Raw genomic sequence first — 16,033 nt, 5'->3', positions numbered from 1 at the left:
GTGGGATCGCTTCAACTGAAATCCATCCGCAAGGCCTACGGTATCCATGATGTACTGAAGGGCATCGACCTCGAAGTGAAGGACGGTGAGTTCGTCATCTTCGTCGGTCCTTCCGGCTGCGGCAAGTCGACCCTTCTGCGCAGCATCGCCGGCCTCGAAGACGTGACTTCGGGCGCCGTGCTGATCAACGGGCAGGATGTCACCGTGACGCCGCCGGCAAAGCGGGGCATCTCGATGGTCTTCCAGTCCTATGCGCTCTACCCGCATCTGACTGTCAAGGACAATATGGGGCTTGGCCTCAAGCAGGCAGGCACTCCGAAGGCCGAGATCGACAGCCGCGTCGAGAAAGCTTCCGGCATGCTGTCGCTCGCACCATATCTCGCCCGCCGGCCGGCCGAACTTTCCGGCGGTCAGCGCCAGCGTGTCGCCATCGGCCGCGCTATCGTGCGCGAACCGGAACTTTTCCTTTTCGACGAGCCGCTGTCGAACCTCGATGCGGCCCTGCGCGTACAGACACGCCTCGAAATCGCCCGCCTGCATCGCAGCCTCAAGGCAACCATGATCTATGTTACCCACGATCAGGTCGAGGCGATGACGCTTGCCGACAAGATCGTGGTGCTCAATGCCGGCGCGATCGAGCAGATCGGCTCGCCGATGGAACTCTACAATCGCCCGGCCAACATCTTCGTTGCCGGCTTCATCGGCTCGCCGCAGATGAATTTCATTCCGGCCGAGCGGCTGGGCGAAAGCGGCGCCAAGACTGTCGGCATCCGCCCCGAGCATATTACTCTGTCGCCCGATCAGGGCTCTTGGGCCGCCAAGGTCATCCACGTCGAGCATCTCGGCGCCGACACGATCATCTATCTCGAATCCGAGACCACCGGCCTCCTGACCGTGCGTCTCTTCGGCGAGCACAAATACGAGCCGGACCAGATCGTTTACGCGACGCCGGACAGAAGCCACATGCATCGCTTCGATGCGAATGACCAAGCGATCCGGGCGTAATTTGGTCTATCCGAGGCGAAGTGGGAAGCTTTGCCTCGGCTGTTTCTGGCTGAAGAATCCCAGCGATCGATCATCCGCCTTGCGGATTCGAGGGATTGCCTGTTGCCAGCGCCGCCCGTTCTATGACCTGGGCGATGTGGCTGGAAAGAGCGGGGTCGGAAACGGCGCGAGCAAGAGTGACGCCGCCGCTGAGCGTTGCGAGGAGAATGATGGCGCGATCCTCCGCCGTTGTCTCGTTTGCGTCTGCTTTCGAAGCCTCCTGCAGACCGGCCGCAACATCCGCAATGAGTTTCCTCAACACTGCCGTATAGGCATCGCGCGTTTCCTCGTCGGCGCGCATGACATCCGGGGAAAGGCTCGGCAGCGTGCAGCTGTCGCCGAGATCGCAAGTCCGTTTGTAGCCGAGATAGTAGCTGGCAAAGGTTTGCAGCCAGTCTTTCGCCTGGTTTTCCCTGAGTGTTAAAACCGCCTGACGCAGTTCCTCCAAACCCTCCACAACGGCCGTGCGGAATGCTTCGACCTTGGACTTGAAGTGTCCGTAGAAAGCGCCGTTGGTAACCCCGGCCGCTTTCGTCAAGGCGTCGATGCCCGCACCGCCGTAGCCTTCCTTTCGAAATACCTGCCCGGCAGCCGCGATGACCCGCGACCGGGTCTCTTGCTTATGTTCGGCGCTATACCGCATTGCGGCCTCCATTAAGAGAGATCGCTCTTTATCTCTTGCATAGAGAGTGATCGGTGTGTATCGTTAAAGAGTGATCGGTATATATCAATTGCCGGCACAGGTCCAACAAGGAGATGTTCCAATGCCCATTACGCTCACCGTATCCGAAGGACTGCTTTCGTCTCAAGCGCAGGCGCAGGCATTTGCCGGCTTGACCGATGCAGTCCTCGATGTTGCCGGCTTGACCGGAAATACCTTCATGACGGCAAATGTCATCGGCACGATCAACGTGCTTCCCGTCGACCATGTGCTGGCTGCGGGCAAGCCCGTTGCCGCGGCCTTTGTCGAACTCAAGCTGCCCGAGATCGCACTTGCGACCGCTGAGGCCAAGCGCGCCTTCATCGAAAAGGCGACCGATGTCGTCGAGCGGGCAGCCGAGGGCCGCATCAAACGCGAGCATATCTGGTCGAACATCGTCTACGCGCCGGAGGGAGCTTGGGGCATTGCAGGCCAGAGTTACAGCAATGTAGATCTGGTTGGGGCCATTCAGAACGCTGCAATGTCCTAAGCAGAGGTTCAACGTCGCTCAGGCGGTAGAATTAACATCAATGACGGACGGGCAGACTTAGGCCGCTATCGTCCGACAGCAACAGGGAGGCAGGACGTGCAACTCGCCAATTATCTATTTTTTACAACGCATTGTGAGGAAGCGCTTGCCTTCTATACTGCCTGCGGGCTCGGCCAGGTTACGCTGTTGGTCCGGCACGGTGCGAATGGAATGAGCATTGCTGACGAGTCCCTGCGGGGCAGGGTGATGCATGCGCGTTTCGAGGGGCCAGGCGTGTTATTCTTCGCGTCCGACAATCATGATGCCGAGCCGATGCGCGGGTCTGCTCACATCCTCGTCATAGACGACCGCGCCAGCACCGACAGGATTTTTGCCCTGTTGGCTGATGGCGCGACGGTGACGACGCCGCTTGGCCTACAGCCATGGGGCAGCTACTACGGCAAACTGACGGATCGGTATGGCGTGCAATGGATGATCGACTGCAAGCAATAGAACCTCACTTATGGCGAGGGTAAATGGTGGCTCCATATATTCGGTCGTCCGGACGAATTCATGGCGCACCCTCTTCAATGTCGATCTGCGATAGTTGGATTAAGGGAGCTTTGCGCCGCTTTGCAACGGCGCTGCGCCGCGTACTCTGCTTTAGCGATGGGACAGGATGTTGACGACCTTGCCGAAAGGGTCGCGAACGTAAAAACGGCGAACGCCCCAGGGCTCGTCGGTGAGGTCGTATAATATGCTGAAACCCATAGATGCGGCGCGCTGATAGAGCGTGTCGACATCATCGACCTCAATCGAAAGATCAGGAACGATAGTCCCCGAGCCGCCTTCGCTGGCGACGCTGATCTGCGGCACCGTCGCCGCCTCGGAGGCAAAGGTGAGGATCCAGCCATGGTCCATGACGATATTGAGGCCGAGCAGGTCGTGGTAGAACAGTCGGGCGGTAGCAGGATCGGCGGCGGCAAGGTTTGGGATTATGCGCAGGACGGTCAACGACGGTTCTCCCTTGTGAGATGGAGGCGGACTTTCGCCGCCTCCGCCAGCTAGAGCATTTCCGTTCTAAACGGAGTCACGGAAATGCTCCATCTCTTTGTTTTCACGCAATTCCTAACGCAAACCGCCTCGCACTTTTGCTGGAATTATTCTGGCTCAGACCGTAACAGATGGCAGCAGCTTTGCGCGCTCTGCGAGAATATGTCGGCAGGCACTCGCCGCTTCGCGGCCCTTGATGATGAAATGTTCCTTGAAGAACTGGATGTGCGCTTCCGATTCCTGGAAGTGATGTGGCGTGAGGACTGCCGAAAGGATCGGCACGCCGGTATCGAGCTGAACGCGCATCATCGCATCGAGAACCGTATTGGCAACGAACTCATGGCGATAAATGCCACCGTCGACAACAAAGGCGGTGGCGACGATCGCCGAGTAGCGGCCGTTGCGGGCCAGCGTCTGCGCATGCAGCGGGATTTCCAGTGCGCCGGGCACGTCGAAGATATCGATCGGCGATGCGCCCTCCGCCGTCTGCCACTCGGCAACGAATGAATCAACACAACGGTCGACGACGTCGGCGTGCCAGCGGGCCCGAATAAGCGCAATGCGGCTCGGCTGGGTAGAGATAGAAATGGTCATGAATTTGCCTTTCAAGGGTTGTGTCAATTATCCCTTGGGCGAACATGCAGCATTGCGGCGCCCCTCGCGCGGAGGAGGTACGACCCTGCGTGCTCTCTTCCATCCGGACTATACCGTCGGCTCCGGCCTCTCACCGGATCTGCTGACCCTTTCGGAGAACCGAAAGGCGCTCGCGGGCTCGGGAAAATCCCATACCGCCGGTGGGGAGTTTCGCCCCGCCCTGAGAACGCGTGGACTATAAATGCATTTCCGCTGGGAAATCAAAGAAAAACGCCAGGCTTTTGGCCCGGCGTTGGCGATTATTTTTCCAAAGCATTCCCCTTTCGGGGTGGTGTTCTCAGTCCTGAATGACCAGCAGATCGGACGAGGCGAACCGCAGCGTCACCTTTTCCCCGACGTTCGGGGGCATCATGCCAGGGCTGTTGAACATGTCGAAGGAAATCGTGTTGCCGGCGACGTTCATGCGCGTGCGGATGACCGAGCCCAGGAAGTGGGCCGAGGAAACCTCGCCCGTCAGCGCCGTGTCGCCCTTGGCCGATTCCGCCAGCGAGCCGGCTTCCGGACGCAGGGCGAGCGATACGGTATCGCCTGGCTTGTAGGCCGTGACTGATTGCTTCAGGGTCACGCCCTGATCGCCGATCATGATGCGGTTGCTGTTGGGATCGATGACCTTGCCCTCGATGAGGTTCAGCGTTCCGACGAAGGAGGCTACGAAGCGGGTGGCCGGGGTATTGTAGATTTCGAAGGGCGTGCCGATCTGGTCGGCGCGGCCGGCATTCATGACGACGATGCGGTCGGAGATCGACAGAGCTTCTTCCTGATCGTGGGTCACGAAGACCGTGGTGATGCCGAGCTGCTGCTGGATTGCGCGGATTTCCTCGCGCAGCGAGATGCGGATCTTGGCGTCGAGCGCCGAGAGCGGCTCGTCGAGCAGGAGGACCTGCGGCTTGACCGCGATGGCGCGGGCGAGCGCCACGCGCTGCTGCTGGCCGCCGGACATCTGATATGGAAAACGGGCGGCAAGGTGATCGAGCTTGATAAGAGCAAGCATCTCCTTGACGCGCTTTTCGATGTCGGGCTTCGACATGCCCGCGACCTTCAGGCCGAAGGCGACGTTGTCGTGCACCGTCATGTTTGGAAACAGCGCGTAAGCCTGGAACACCATGCCGATGTTGCGCTGGTTCGGCTTCAGCGACCGCTGATCCTTGCCGTTGATCATCAAAGTACCGGCGGTCGGTGTCTCAAAACCGGCGATCATGCGCAGTACCGTCGTCTTGCCGCAGCCCGACGGTCCAAGGAAGGAGACGAATTCTCCCTTCTCGATTTTCATATTGAAATCGTGAACGACCTGAACTTCGCCGAATGATTTCTTGATGTGGGTGAGTTCGAGAAAAGCCATGGTGAGAAGCCTTACGCCTTAATCGGGGCCAATTTTGAGAAGCGGGAAGCAAGCTGGAGCAAGCCCATGCTCAGCCATGTGACGGCAAGCGCGATGATCGCCAGCGCCGAGGACTGATAAGCCTGGTTCGCGCCGACGAGCTGCATATATGGGCCGAATGCCGGCCGATTGAGCAGCGAAGCCATCGTGAACTCGCCCATGACGATCGCCAGTGTGATGAAGGCGCCGGAAAGAACACCGCTCATGACATTGGGAAAAATGCAGCGGAACATGATGGTCGTCCACTTAGCGCCGAGGCTTTCGGCCGCCTCCGTCAGTGTGCCTACATCGATCGTGCGCATCGCCGTATCGACGGAACGATACATATAGGGGAGGGACAAGACAATATAGGAGCAGACCAGAAGGAAGTTTGTCGTCTGCTCGAAGCCCGTCAAAGGCAGTATCGATGACGAATTATAGAGGCGCAGATAGCCGAATACGATAACGATCGCGGGAATGACCAGCGGCATCAGGGTGATGAATTCGACGATCGGGCGTATCTGCGGCAGACGAAGCCGGACCCAATAGGCCGTGGGCACCACGATCAGCATGCCGAAGATGATGGTTAGCAAGGCCATGAGCATGGAATAGCCGAACGCATACAAGAACTGACTATCAGAAAAGACCGATGCGTAGGCGTCGAAACTATAGGCATCGCGGCGCATGCGTAGCGAAAATTCCAGCGTACCGATGAGCGGAACGATGAAATAGACGGCGCCGATGACGACCGCGATCCAGGCAAAGAATTTTTGCAGCTTCATTTCTGCCACCGTTCTGCGCGCATGCGCATGATGATGTAGATCAGGTTGGATATGCCTGTTATGACGATCATGCCGAGGGCCATGGCGTAGCCGAGATTGGCGTTGTGCAGCACGTCGCCGCGGATCTGGGCATAGAGCTGGATCGGTATGATGTTCAGCGAGCTGCCGGTCAAGGCAATGGCGGTTGCGATGGCGCCAAAAGCGTTTGCAAACAACAGCAGGGTCGTTCCAAGCAGGCTCGGCCATAGGATCGGCAGCGCCACCATGAGCCAATATTGCCCATTGGTTGCTCCGAGAATGGAGGCCGCTTCCCGCCATTCCTTCTTCATGCCGTCGAGCGCCGGCGTGATGATCAGCACCATCAGCGGGATCTGGAAATACATGTAGGTGATGGTCAGGCCGACGAAACTGTAGAGGTTGAAACCGGTCGAATAGAGATTGAAGCCGAGCCAGTCTCTCATCAGCAGTGTGACGAGGCCCAGGCGGCCGATCGTGGCGATGAATGCGAATGCCAGCGGCACGCCGGCGAAATTGGATGCGACACCGGAAAAAGTCAGAAACGTATGGCGTACCCAGGGCGGCAGGCCGCCCATGACCAGGGCCCAGGCCAGATAGAAGCCGATCAGTGCGCCTCCAAGCGAAGATGCGACCGACACCTTGATACTGATCCAATAGGAATCCCAGATCGATTTGGTGAACAGATCGCCGATGTTCTTCAGCGTTAAACTGCCTTCGGGCGTCAGGAAGGCGCCTGCGATCAAATAGATCGTCGGAAGAATCAGAAACAGCAGCGCGAAGATTAGGAAGGGCGCTATGCCCAGCCAGTCGACGACCATGCGTTTGCTGATCATCGGAGTGGAACTGACCGTTGATGTTGTGACGATGCTCATGACTGGTCCAATCCGCGGCGCCAAGAAATGGAAAACCTCCCCGTCGAAACGGGGAGGTCATGCTAGGTCGAATTACTTCACGTTCGAACCGACGACGGAATCCCACTTGGTGGTGATGGCGGTCTTGCCGGCAGCCTGTTCATCGAGCGTCGGGAATACAGCCTTTTCATAGGCGGCAGCCGGCGGCAGCTTGTCGAGAAGCTCCTGCGGGATCTTCTTGTTCTTCGCCAGATCGTTGAAGCGGATCGGGTGGCAGTAGCCCTTCAACCAGCCGACCTGACCTTCGTCGGAATAGAGGAATTCCATCCAGAGCTTGGCAGCGTTCGGGTGCGGAGCGAAGGCCGAGATCGCCTGAACGTAAACGCCGGCGATAACGCCCGAAGCCGGAACGGTGACGTCAACCGGCGGGTTGCCCTTCAGGCTGTCGCGCCAGGACAGGCCGTTGTAGTCCCATGCAACGACGATCGGGGTTGCGCCCTGAGCGAGCGAAGCGGACTTGCCGATGACCGGAACGAAGTTACCAGCCTTGTTCAGCTTGGCGAAGTAGTCGAGACCAGCAGCGCCGACCTTGGTCGCATCCTTTTCGCCGGCAGCGAGGCCAGCGGCGTAAACGGCCTGAACGGCCTGGTTCGAGGTGCGCGGGTCGCCAGCGAGCGAAACGGTGTTGGCGTATTCCGGCTTCAGGAGGTCAGCCCAGTCCTTCGGCGGGTTCTTCACGACGTCCTTGTTGGTGACGAAGGAGAGAACGCCGTAGTAGTCGCCGTACCAGAAGCCTTCGGCATCCTTGGCGCTGTCCGGGATCGAATCCCAGGTGGAAACCTTGTAAGGCTGCAGCAGGCCTTCCTTCTTGGCGGTCGGGCCGAAGGAGAGGCCGACGTCGATCACGTCCGGAGCCTGAGGGCCGGTGTTGCCCTTGTTGGCGCGGATTGCTTCGACCTCATCGCCCGAACCCGCATCCGGGTTCAGCTCGTTGACTTCGATACCGTACTTTGCCTTGAACGCGGCGATCAGATCGCCATAACCGCACCAGTTGTGGGGCAGGGCGATCGTGGTCAGCGTGCCTTCCTTCTTGGCGGCAGCGATCAGATCGGCGCTCGGCTCTGCGGCAGCGATGGCGGACGAAGCGACGAGCATCGCGGTAGAGATGGTCAGAAGACGGTGAATTTTCGAGATCACTGCATTTCCTCCTTTTGGGTTTTCAGTGTCTGGCGTTGCTGTTAATGACGTTGCATGAAGGTTGTGTGACGGTTCCAAGGCGCTACGTTTGCGCTAAACGCGGTTGATTTCGCTTCTAATCGTTAAGTGTGACAGCTGCTGCATTTCACACCGCTCCGTCTCACCTAATTTTGTAGTTTTGCTTCCCTCTAGCTCAGTTTGCGGAACAATTTTGTCTGCTCGAAAAGACCTTCTAGCGTTTTCATGCGTTCGCTTGTCTCGTCCCAGGTCAAGCTCTGCACGGCTTCGATCAGGGCCTCGACGATGAAAAGTGTGACAACCGATGAATCCCAGGCGGACGGAGCCTCGATTTGCACGCGGAAGATGTGCTTGGCGTGCTTGGCAGCCGGTGTTGCCCATTGATCGGTAAAGACGATGATTTCCGCGCCGCGACGACGGGCGGCGGCGGCCAGATTGACCATTTCCTGCTCGTAGCGTCGGATGTCGAAGATCACGAGCAGGTCGCCCGGATTCATGTTCAGGACGTATTGCGGCCAGGTGCTGGAATTGGAGGAAAGCAGCGTGGTGTTCGGGCGGATCACCTGCATATGGGTGAAGAAATATTCGGCAAGCGCGCCCGTGATGCGGCCACCGACGAAATAGAGCCCGCGTTTGCGCTCGGACAGCAAGGCCGCCACACTATCGAATGTCGCGGCGTCGATATCAGCGAGCGTTTGGCGCAGATTGTTCATGATAGCATCTGCGAAGCGATTGAGAATATGCGTGCCCGGCGCATTCGACGCCCAACGATCATGCTTTGTCAGCGGGTTGGAGATAGTCGCCTCGACCTCCTGATGGAGATGAGACTGAAAGTCGGGATAGCCCTTATAACCGAGCTTCTGCACCATTCGGGCGACGGTCGGCGTCGAAACGCGCGCATTCTCGGCGACTGTCGTGATGCTGCCCAGCCCGGAAACGGGATAGTTGTCCAGCAAGCTCTTAGCCAGCTGCTTTTCGGCCCGCGTCAGCGTGTCGAAGCGGGCATTGATCACGTCAGAAACTGTCTTTGACGCATTGCTCAATCGATTTTTGCTCCCCGGGACGGTCTTATGCCGATCTCCTGCAACGATATAACAACGCTGTCACATTTCGAGTCAATGTCACAAATGAAGAAATAATTTCAGTTTCCGGTTGACAGCGGCCAAAAGCTGAAGAATTCTTTTCTTATAAAGATTTTATTAATCGGCAATGGGGCGCCCCGGATGCTTGCACAGCAAGGCATTTTGACCAAGGCGGACGGCGATTGCGTCGCGGTCGAGAGACCAGACGGCAGCAGCGCGGTTTTCATCATCTGCGAGCATGCTTCCCGTGCTTTGCCCGAACGTTTTGGTGATCTTGGGCTTTCCGCTGAAGCTCTTTCCAGCCATATCGCCTGGGATCCCGGTGCACTCGCGGTTGCAAGCAAAATCTCGGCAAGTCTCGATGCGACCTTGATCTACCAGCGCTTCTCCCGGCTGATTTATGACTGCAACCGGCCGCCGGAAAGCGCCGGAGCGATGCCGGAAACGAGCGAGATCTATACGATCCCCGGCAATCAGCGCCTGGGCGATGCGGATCGGCGGGCACGCACCGAGGGGCTTTACATACCGTTTCATGACCGCATCCGCGCTCTGCTGAAGGAGAGAGCGACACGCGGACAAAAAACCGTGGTCGTGACGATGCACAGTTTCACGCCGATCTATAACGGCAAGCCGAGGGCAGTGGAGCTCGGCATTCTGCATGACGACGACCATTGGCTGGCCGATCGCATGCTGGACGGGGCAGCGCAGACACCATTCTATCGGACCGAACGCAATCAGCCTTACGGGCCTGAAGATGGTGTCACCCATACGCTGAAGCTGCATGGGATCGCCAACGGTCTGCACAACGTAATGATCGAGATCCGCAACGATCTCATCGGAGATGACGTTAGCCAAGGGGTCATGGCTGACTATCTGACAAGGCTTCTCCAGAGCAGTCTGGAAGCCTGAGCATAAAAGAAAAAGACCCCGGGGAGCAGTTCAACTGCGATCGAGCCGCACGGCAAAAAGCCGGCGGCTCATGTGACACATGGTTCTCCGCAATCCCGCGGACGACCGGGCTTAAGGGGGAATGACATGTCTGATTACACAGAGTTAGACAAAAAGCAGGATGTTCATATCCTGCACTCCATGGGCTATGCTCAGGAACTGGAACGGCGCATGAGTTCATTCTCGAATTTCGCCATTTCCTTCTCCATCATCTGCATTCTATCCGGCGGTATCAATTCGCTCGCACAGGCGACATCTGGCGCTGGCGGTGCTGCAATCGGTATCGGCTGGCCGCTCGGCTGCCTGATCTCGGGTGTTTTCGCGCTCTCGATGGCACAGATTTCCTCGGCCTATCCAACGGCCGGCGGCCTCTATCACTGGGGCTCGATCCTCGGCAACCGCTTCACCGGCTGGCTGACGGCTTGGCTCAATCTTCTTGGCCTCATCACCGTGCTTGGTGCGATCAATGTCGGCACCTGGGGCTTTTTCAGCGGCTCCATCGCCCCGTGGTTCGGTATTGCCGTCGACACCACTACTTCGGCCGGTTTTGCGAACCAGATCATCTTCGTTGCTATCATCACCGGCCTGCAGGCGCTGATCAATCATTTCGGCATCAAGCTGACGGCCAAGCTGACCGATATGTCCGGCTATCTGATCTTTGCCGCAGCGATCGCGCTGACCATCGTCTGCCTGATCGGCGTCAAGAGCTGGGACATCAGCCGCATCTGGACATTCACCAACTACTCCGGCACGCCGGAGGGTGATGCATCGGTTTGGCCGAAGATGGACAATATCTGGTACGTCTTTGCTCTCGGCCTGCTGCTGCCGATCTACACGATCACGGGATATGACGCTTCGGCGCATACGTCCGAAGAGACCGTCAAGGCATCCAGCTCGGTGCCGCGCGGCATGGTCTCCTCGGTCTGGTGGTCGTCATTGTTCGGCTACATCATGCTGCTGGCCTTCCTGCTGGCCATCCCGGACATGAATGAAGCATCGAAACAGGGCTGGAACGTCTTCTTCTGGACGATCAACAGCATCACCAACCCTGTCGTCGCCAATATCCTCTATGTTGCGATCTTCATCTCGCAGCTGCTGTGTGGCCTTGCGACCGTCACATCCGCATCGCGCATGATCTATGCTTTCTCGCGCGACGGCGGCCTGCCGTTCTCGAAATCGCTCGCCAGCGTCAGCCCCAAATTCCGCACGCCTTCCATCGCCATCTGGACGGGCGCGGTTCTTTCAGTCCTGTTCGTCTGGGGCGCTTCGCTCGTCACGATCGCCGGCTCTTCGGCCTACACCATCGTCGTGTCGTGCACCGTCATCTTCCTTTTCCTCTCCTTCACGGTGCCGATCGTCCTCGGCATCAAGGCGATCGGAACTGCGAAATGGCCGAAAATGGGGCCGTGGAACATGGGCGTCGGCACCTATAAGCTGGTCTCCGTTCTGGTGGTCATCGCCATGGCGATCATCTTCATCATCGGCGTGCAGCCGCCGAACGAATGGGCGCTCTACATCACCATCGGTTTCCTGGTTCTGACCGCGATCGTTTGGTTCGCCTTCGAAAATCGCCGCTTCCAGGGACCACCGATCGGCGACGTGATCGCCAAGCGGCAGGCCGATATTGCCGCTGCCGAAAGAGCCGTCGGCGAGGTGTGATTCTCACACATCCCTAATCCGGCGGGGGCCGTTGCTGCGGCCCCTTCCAACCTGACATGCGGCTTCGGGCAATGCCCACGATAATGCCGCTGGCCGATCACTCTGTTATTTTTTCAGGCGGACCAAATTATGAGCAGCAGCTATACGTTCGACGACCTCAGGAAGGATGTGGCCGAAGGGCGCATCGATACGGTTCTGGCATGCCAGGTGGACATGCAGGGCCGCCTGATGGGCAAACGTTTCCAGGCAGAATTCTTCGTCGAGAGCGCCTGGAAGGAAACGCATAGCTGCAACTATCTACAGGCGACCGACATCGAGATGGAAACCGTCTCCGGTTACAAGTCGACAAGCTGGGAGAAGGGCTATGGCGACTATACCATGAAGCCTGATCTTGCCACGCTGCGCCGCATTCCGTGGCTGGAAGGCACGGCGCTGGTCCTCTGCGACGTGCTCGACCATCACACGCATGAGGAAGTCGCGCATTCGCCGCGGGCTATCCTCAAGAAGCAGGTCAAGCGCCTCGAGGCGATGGGCATGAAGGCCTATATGGCTTCGGAGCTCGAATTCTTTCTGTTCGATCAGAGCTACGACAGTGCCCGCGAAGCCGGCTATCGCAACCTCAATCTCGTCAGCGGATACAACGAGGATTACCACATCTTCCAAACCACCAAGGAAGAAGATGTGATGCGCGCGATCCGCAAGGGTTTGCAGGGCGCCGATATCCCGGTCGAAAACTCCAAGGGCGAGGCCTCTGCAGGCCAGGAGGAAATCAACGTCCGCTACGCCGACGCGCTGACCATGGCCGACCGTCATGCCATCATCAAGAACGGCTGCAAGGAGATCGCCTGGTCGAAGGGCAAGGCCATTACCTTCCTGGCGAAATGGAATTACAGCGCTGCCGGCAGTTCATCCCATATCCATCAGTCGCTCTGGAGCGCCGATGGCAAGACGCCGCTGTTCTTCGACAAGGAAAAAGAACATGGCATGACGCCGATGATGAGGCACTACGTTGCCGGCCTTCTGACGCATGCCAGCGAAATCACCTATTTCCTGGCGCCTTATATCAATTCCTACAAGCGCTTCGTGGCTGGCACTTTTGCTCCCACCAAGGCGATCTGGAGCACCGACAACCGCACGGCCGGCTATCGCCTGTGCGGTGCTGACACGAAGAGCATCCGTATCGAGTGCCGCGTCGGCGGCTCCGACCTCAATCCCTATCTTGCCTTTGCGGCGCTGATCGCTGCAGGCATTGACGGCATTGAGAATAAGCTCGAACTGGAAGCGCCCTTTGTCGGCGACGCCTATGGCGCACGCGAGGTTCGAGAAATTCCGCGCACGCTGCGTGGCGCGACCGAAGCCCTCACCAATTCGAAAATGCTGCGTGCGGCTTTCGGCGACGAGGTGATCGATCACTATACCCGCGCTGCCGAATGGGAGCAGGAAGAGTATGATCGTCGCATCACCGATTGGGAAGTGGCGCGCGGATTCGAAAGAGCGTAAGGCTTTTGCAAGCTGTCCCTGTCCGATTTCCATTTCATGATCGGGCAGGGCGTCAGGATGGCCCGCTCGCCTGATATTTCCGCTTTGAATGCGGCCACAGGTTGTGCAACATCCGGCAATCAATTTGATGACCAAGAAAACAGGAATTCGATCATGACGATGATCAAATGCGTCTCACCGGTAAACGGAGAGGTTTATGCCGAGCGTCCGGCGCTGTCGCTGGAAGCCGCCAAGGAAGTCGTGGCCCGCGCCCGCAAGGCGCAGAAGGATTGGGCGCGCCGCCCATTGGAAGATCGTGTCCAGCTCGTGCTGAAGGGTGTCGCCCGGCTCAACGAGATGGCCGATGTAGTCGTGCCGGAGCTTGCCTGGCAGATGGGGCGCCCGATCAAGTATGGCGGCGAATATCGCGGCTTCAACGAGCGCTCGAACTATGTCGCCTCGATCGCTGCCGATGCAATGGCGCCGCTGGTCGTGGAAGACAGCGCCAATTTTGCCCGCCGTATCGAGCGCGAACCGCATGGCGTCGTCTTCGTCATCGCTCCCTGGAACTATCCTTATATGACGGCGATCAACACGGTTGCTCCGGCCCTAATGGCCGGCAATACCGTCATTCTCAAACACGCAAGCCAGACGCTCCTCGTCGGCGAGCGGCTCGTTCAGGCTTTTGTCGAAGCGGGTGTTCCTGCCGACGTCTTCCAGAATGTCTTCCTTGACCACGATACGACATCGGCGCTGATTGCCGCCGGCAGCTTCAACTTCGTCAATTTCACCGGTTCTGTCGAAGGCGGCCGGTCGATCGAGCGTGCCGCTGCCGGCACCTTTACCAGCCTCGGGCTGGAGCTCGGCGGCAAGGATCCGGGCTATGTCATGGAGGACGCAGATCTCGACGCCGCCGTCGACACGCTGATGGATGGCGCCACCTTCAATTCCGGGCAGTGCTGCTGCGGTATCGAGCGCATCTACGTGCATGAATCCCTGTACGACGCTTTCGTCGAGAAATCCGTCGCATGGGTTTCGAACTACAAGCTCGGCAATCCGCTGGATCCTGAGACGTCGCTTGGGCCCATGGCGCACAAGCGCTTTGCCAAGGTCGTGCGCGAGCAGATCGCCGATGCTGTCGCCAAGGGCGCCAAAGCACTGGTCGATCCCAAACTGTTCCCGGCCGATGATGGCGGCGCCTATCTTGCGCCGCAGATCCTCGTCAATGTCGATCACTCCATGGCCTTCATGCGCGAAGAGACCTTCGGCCCGGCCGTCGGCATCATGAAGGTGAAGAGCGATGCTGAGGCGCTGGAACTCATGAACGACAGCCCCTACGGTCTGACCGCTTCGCTCTGGACGAAGGATGTCGAGCGCGCCTCGCGGATCGGCCGCGAGATCGAAACCGGCACCGTCTTCATGAACCGCGCCGATTATCTCGATCCGGCACTGTGCTGGACCGGCGTCAAGGAAACCGGCCGCGGCGGCTCGCTGTCGGTCATCGGCTTCCACAATCTGACGCGCCCGAAATCCTATCACCTGAAGAAAGTAACAGCATGAGCAACATCTCAGCCAACTGGAGCTATCCGAACGCCTTCAAGCTCGGCCGCGGCCGTATCAAGGAACTCGCGGACGCCTGCAAGAGCCTGGGCATGAAGAAGCCTCTCCTGGTCACTGACCGGGGACTTGCGTCTATGGCGATCACCAAGACGGCCCTCGACATTCTGGAGGATGCAGGTCTCGGTCGAGCAATCTTTGCCGATGTCGATCCGAACCCGAACGAGAAGAATCTTGAAGCCGGCGTGAAGGCATTCAAGGATGGCGGTCACGACGGCGTCGTCGCCTTCGGCGGCGGCTCCGGCCTCGATCTCGGCAAGTGCGTCGCCTTCATGGCTGGCCAGACCCGGCCGGTTTGGGATTTCGAAGATATTGGTGACTGGTGGACCCGCGCCAATCTCGAAGGGATCGCACCGATCGTCGCCGTGCCGACTACGGCAGGCACCGGTTCTGAAGTCGGCCGCGCCAGCGTTATCACCAATTCCGCGACGCATGTGAAGAAGATCATCTTCCACCCGAAGTTCCTGCCGGGCGTCGTCATCGCCGATCCGGAACTGACTGTCGGCATGCCGAAGGTCATCACGGCGGGTACGGGCATGGACGCGTTTGCCCATTGCCTGGAAGCCTATTCCTCGCCGTTCTACCATCCGATGTCGGCCGGCATCGCGCTGGAAGGCATGCGTCTGGTCAAGGAATTCCTGCCGCGGGCCTATCGCGAGGGAACGGATCTCGAAGCTCGCGCCAACATGATGAGCGCTGCCGCGATGGGTGCGGTCGCCTTCCAGAAGGGCCTTGGTGCCATCCATGCGCTGTCACACCCGATCGGCGCTGTCTACAACACGCATCATGGCATGACCAATGCCGTTGTCATGCCGGCGGTCCTGCGCTTCAACCGCAAGGCCATCGAGGAGAAGATCGCCCGCGCGGCAGCCTACCTCGGCATCGCCGGCGGCTTCGACGGCTTCTATGACTACGTGCTGCAGCTGCGTGCTGAACTCGGCGTTCCGGAAAGCCTATCGGCCATGGGCATCACGCCCGACCGCATCGACGAGCTTTCTGCCATGGCAATCGAAGACCCGAGCGCCGGTGGCAATCCGGTGCCGATGACGCTGGAAAACACGAAGGCTCTTTTCCGCGACTGCTTCTGAGGCATTGCGGAACATCT

The 16,033-nt window shown here is 58.7% G+C and carries 16 protein-coding genes and 1 riboswitch; of the genes, 8 read left to right on the top strand and 8 right to left on the bottom strand.

Going from position 1 to position 16,033, the window contains the following annotated elements; all coding sequences use genetic code 11:
- On the top strand, nt 1–1,005 hold the full coding sequence (locus RHSP_RS10555) for an ABC transporter ATP-binding protein (RefSeq protein ID WP_004116170.1): 1,005 nt from the start codon (nt 1–3) through the stop codon (nt 1,003–1,005).
- Nucleotides 1,006–1,075: 70 nt separating this feature from the next.
- On the opposite strand, the gene RHSP_RS10550 is transcribed toward RHSP_RS10555, so the two are convergent.
- On the bottom strand, nt 1,076–1,687 hold the full coding sequence (locus RHSP_RS10550; protein WP_004116164.1) for a TetR/AcrR family transcriptional regulator: 612 nt from the start codon (nt 1,685–1,687) through the stop codon (nt 1,076–1,078).
- Nucleotides 1,688–1,808: 121 nt separating this feature from the next.
- Between RHSP_RS10550 and RHSP_RS10545 the strand changes: the two genes are divergently transcribed.
- Complete coding sequence (locus RHSP_RS10545) at nt 1,809–2,234, top strand: tautomerase family protein (protein WP_004116161.1); 426 nt, start codon at nt 1,809–1,811, stop codon at nt 2,232–2,234.
- Nucleotides 2,235–2,330: 96 nt separating this feature from the next.
- Nucleotides 2,331–2,726, top strand: coding sequence for a VOC family protein (locus RHSP_RS10540; RefSeq protein ID WP_004116158.1), 396 nt, complete (start codon nt 2,331–2,333; stop codon nt 2,724–2,726).
- Between the two features lie 150 nt (nt 2,727–2,876).
- Here the strand turns inward: RHSP_RS10540 and RHSP_RS10535 are convergent, their stop codons facing one another.
- The 7 genes from RHSP_RS10535 to RHSP_RS10505 form a co-directional block, all read right to left on the bottom strand.
- On the bottom strand, nt 2,877–3,227 hold the full coding sequence (locus RHSP_RS10535) for a VOC family protein (RefSeq protein WP_004116155.1): 351 nt from the start codon (nt 3,225–3,227) through the stop codon (nt 2,877–2,879).
- Nucleotides 3,228–3,383: 156 nt separating this feature from the next.
- A complete protein-coding gene (locus RHSP_RS10530; RefSeq protein WP_004116153.1) occupies nt 3,384–3,860 on the bottom strand; it encodes a 6,7-dimethyl-8-ribityllumazine synthase in 477 nt (158 codons plus the stop codon).
- 87 nt (nt 3,861–3,947) lie between these two features.
- A riboswitch (FMN riboswitch) is annotated at nt 3,948–4,092 on the bottom strand.
- A 105-nt stretch (nt 4,093–4,197) separates the two neighbouring features.
- A complete protein-coding gene (locus tag RHSP_RS10525; RefSeq protein ID WP_004116151.1) occupies nt 4,198–5,259 on the bottom strand; it encodes an ABC transporter ATP-binding protein in 1,062 nt (353 codons plus the stop codon).
- 11 nt (nt 5,260–5,270) lie between these two features.
- Nucleotides 5,271–6,059: an ABC transporter permease gene (locus RHSP_RS10520; RefSeq protein WP_037151097.1), complete on the bottom strand. Its 789-nt coding sequence runs from the start codon at nt 6,057–6,059 to the stop codon at nt 5,271–5,273.
- Entirely contained in the window at nt 6,056–6,949 is an 894-nt protein-coding gene (locus tag RHSP_RS10515; protein WP_004116147.1) for an ABC transporter permease, read from the bottom strand. Before RHSP_RS10515 ends, RHSP_RS10520 begins: the two co-directional genes overlap by 4 nt.
- A 72-nt stretch (nt 6,950–7,021) precedes the next feature.
- Entirely contained in the window at nt 7,022–8,125 is a 1,104-nt protein-coding gene (locus RHSP_RS10510) for an ABC transporter substrate-binding protein (RefSeq protein WP_004116146.1), read from the bottom strand.
- Nucleotides 8,126–8,313: 188 nt separating this feature from the next.
- Nucleotides 8,314–9,186, bottom strand: coding sequence for a MurR/RpiR family transcriptional regulator (locus RHSP_RS10505; RefSeq protein ID WP_037151094.1), 873 nt, complete (start codon nt 9,184–9,186; stop codon nt 8,314–8,316).
- Between the two features lie 180 nt (nt 9,187–9,366).
- Here RHSP_RS10505 and RHSP_RS10500 point away from each other — a divergent pair, with 180 nt between their 5' ends.
- The 5 genes from RHSP_RS10500 to RHSP_RS10480 all read left to right on the top strand — a co-directional run bounded on the left by RHSP_RS10500 (nt 9,367) and on the right by RHSP_RS10480 (nt 16,016).
- On the top strand, nt 9,367–10,134 hold the full coding sequence (locus tag RHSP_RS10500) for an N-formylglutamate amidohydrolase (RefSeq protein ID WP_004116144.1): 768 nt from the start codon (nt 9,367–9,369) through the stop codon (nt 10,132–10,134).
- Nucleotides 10,135–10,260: 126 nt separating this feature from the next.
- Nucleotides 10,261–11,832, top strand: a complete 1,572-nt coding sequence (locus RHSP_RS10495) for an amino acid permease (RefSeq protein WP_004116143.1) — start codon at nt 10,261–10,263, stop codon at nt 11,830–11,832.
- Nucleotides 11,833–11,961: 129 nt separating this feature from the next.
- A complete protein-coding gene (locus tag RHSP_RS10490; RefSeq protein WP_004116142.1) occupies nt 11,962–13,332 on the top strand; it encodes a glutamine synthetase family protein in 1,371 nt (456 codons plus the stop codon).
- A 153-nt stretch (nt 13,333–13,485) separates the two neighbouring features.
- The gene (locus RHSP_RS10485) at nt 13,486–14,871 is read left to right on the top strand and encodes an aldehyde dehydrogenase family protein (RefSeq protein WP_037151366.1); all 1,386 of its coding nucleotides are present in this window, start codon (nt 13,486–13,488) and stop codon (nt 14,869–14,871) included.
- On the top strand, nt 14,868–16,016 hold the full coding sequence (locus RHSP_RS10480) for an iron-containing alcohol dehydrogenase (RefSeq protein ID WP_004116140.1): 1,149 nt from the start codon (nt 14,868–14,870) through the stop codon (nt 16,014–16,016). Before RHSP_RS10485 ends, RHSP_RS10480 begins: the two co-directional genes overlap by 4 nt.
- The last annotated feature ends 17 nt before the right edge of the window (nt 16,017–16,033 follow it).

Origin of the sequence: Rhizobium freirei PRF 81 (assembly GCF_000359745.1) — a bacterium.
GTDB classification, from domain to species: domain Bacteria; phylum Pseudomonadota; class Alphaproteobacteria; order Rhizobiales; family Rhizobiaceae; genus Rhizobium; species Rhizobium freirei.
Note: the sequence above shows the minus strand (reverse complement) of the source record. Positions and strands in the feature narration are given on the sequence as shown.

What these genes read in the sequence shown, in the direction of transcription:
- RHSP_RS10480 (WP_004116140.1), top strand. Translation starts at nt 14,868, where the DNA reads ATGAGCAACATCTCAGCCAACTGGAGCTATCCGAACGCCTTCAAGCTC.
- RHSP_RS10485 (WP_037151366.1), top strand. Translation starts at nt 13,486, where the DNA reads ATGACGATGATCAAATGCGTCTCACCGGTAAACGGAGAGGTTTATGCC.
- RHSP_RS10530 (WP_004116153.1), bottom strand. Translation starts at nt 3,860, where the DNA reads ATGACCATTTCTATCTCTACCCAGCCGAGCCGCATTGCGCTTATTCGG.
- RHSP_RS10500 (WP_004116144.1), top strand. Translation starts at nt 9,367, where the DNA reads ATGCTTGCACAGCAAGGCATTTTGACCAAGGCGGACGGCGATTGCGTC.
- RHSP_RS10490 (WP_004116142.1), top strand. Translation starts at nt 11,962, where the DNA reads ATGAGCAGCAGCTATACGTTCGACGACCTCAGGAAGGATGTGGCCGAA.
- RHSP_RS10525 (WP_004116151.1), bottom strand. Translation starts at nt 5,259, where the DNA reads ATGGCTTTTCTCGAACTCACCCACATCAAGAAATCATTCGGCGAAGTT.
- RHSP_RS10545 (WP_004116161.1), top strand. Translation starts at nt 1,809, where the DNA reads ATGCCCATTACGCTCACCGTATCCGAAGGACTGCTTTCGTCTCAAGCG.
- RHSP_RS10550 (WP_004116164.1), bottom strand. Translation starts at nt 1,687, where the DNA reads ATGCGGTATAGCGCCGAACATAAGCAAGAGACCCGGTCGCGGGTCATC.
- RHSP_RS10515 (WP_004116147.1), bottom strand. Translation starts at nt 6,949, where the DNA reads ATGAGCATCGTCACAACATCAACGGTCAGTTCCACTCCGATGATCAGC.
- RHSP_RS10495 (WP_004116143.1), top strand. Translation starts at nt 10,261, where the DNA reads ATGTCTGATTACACAGAGTTAGACAAAAAGCAGGATGTTCATATCCTG.
- RHSP_RS10520 (WP_037151097.1), bottom strand. Translation starts at nt 6,059, where the DNA reads ATGAAGCTGCAAAAATTCTTTGCCTGGATCGCGGTCGTCATCGGCGCC.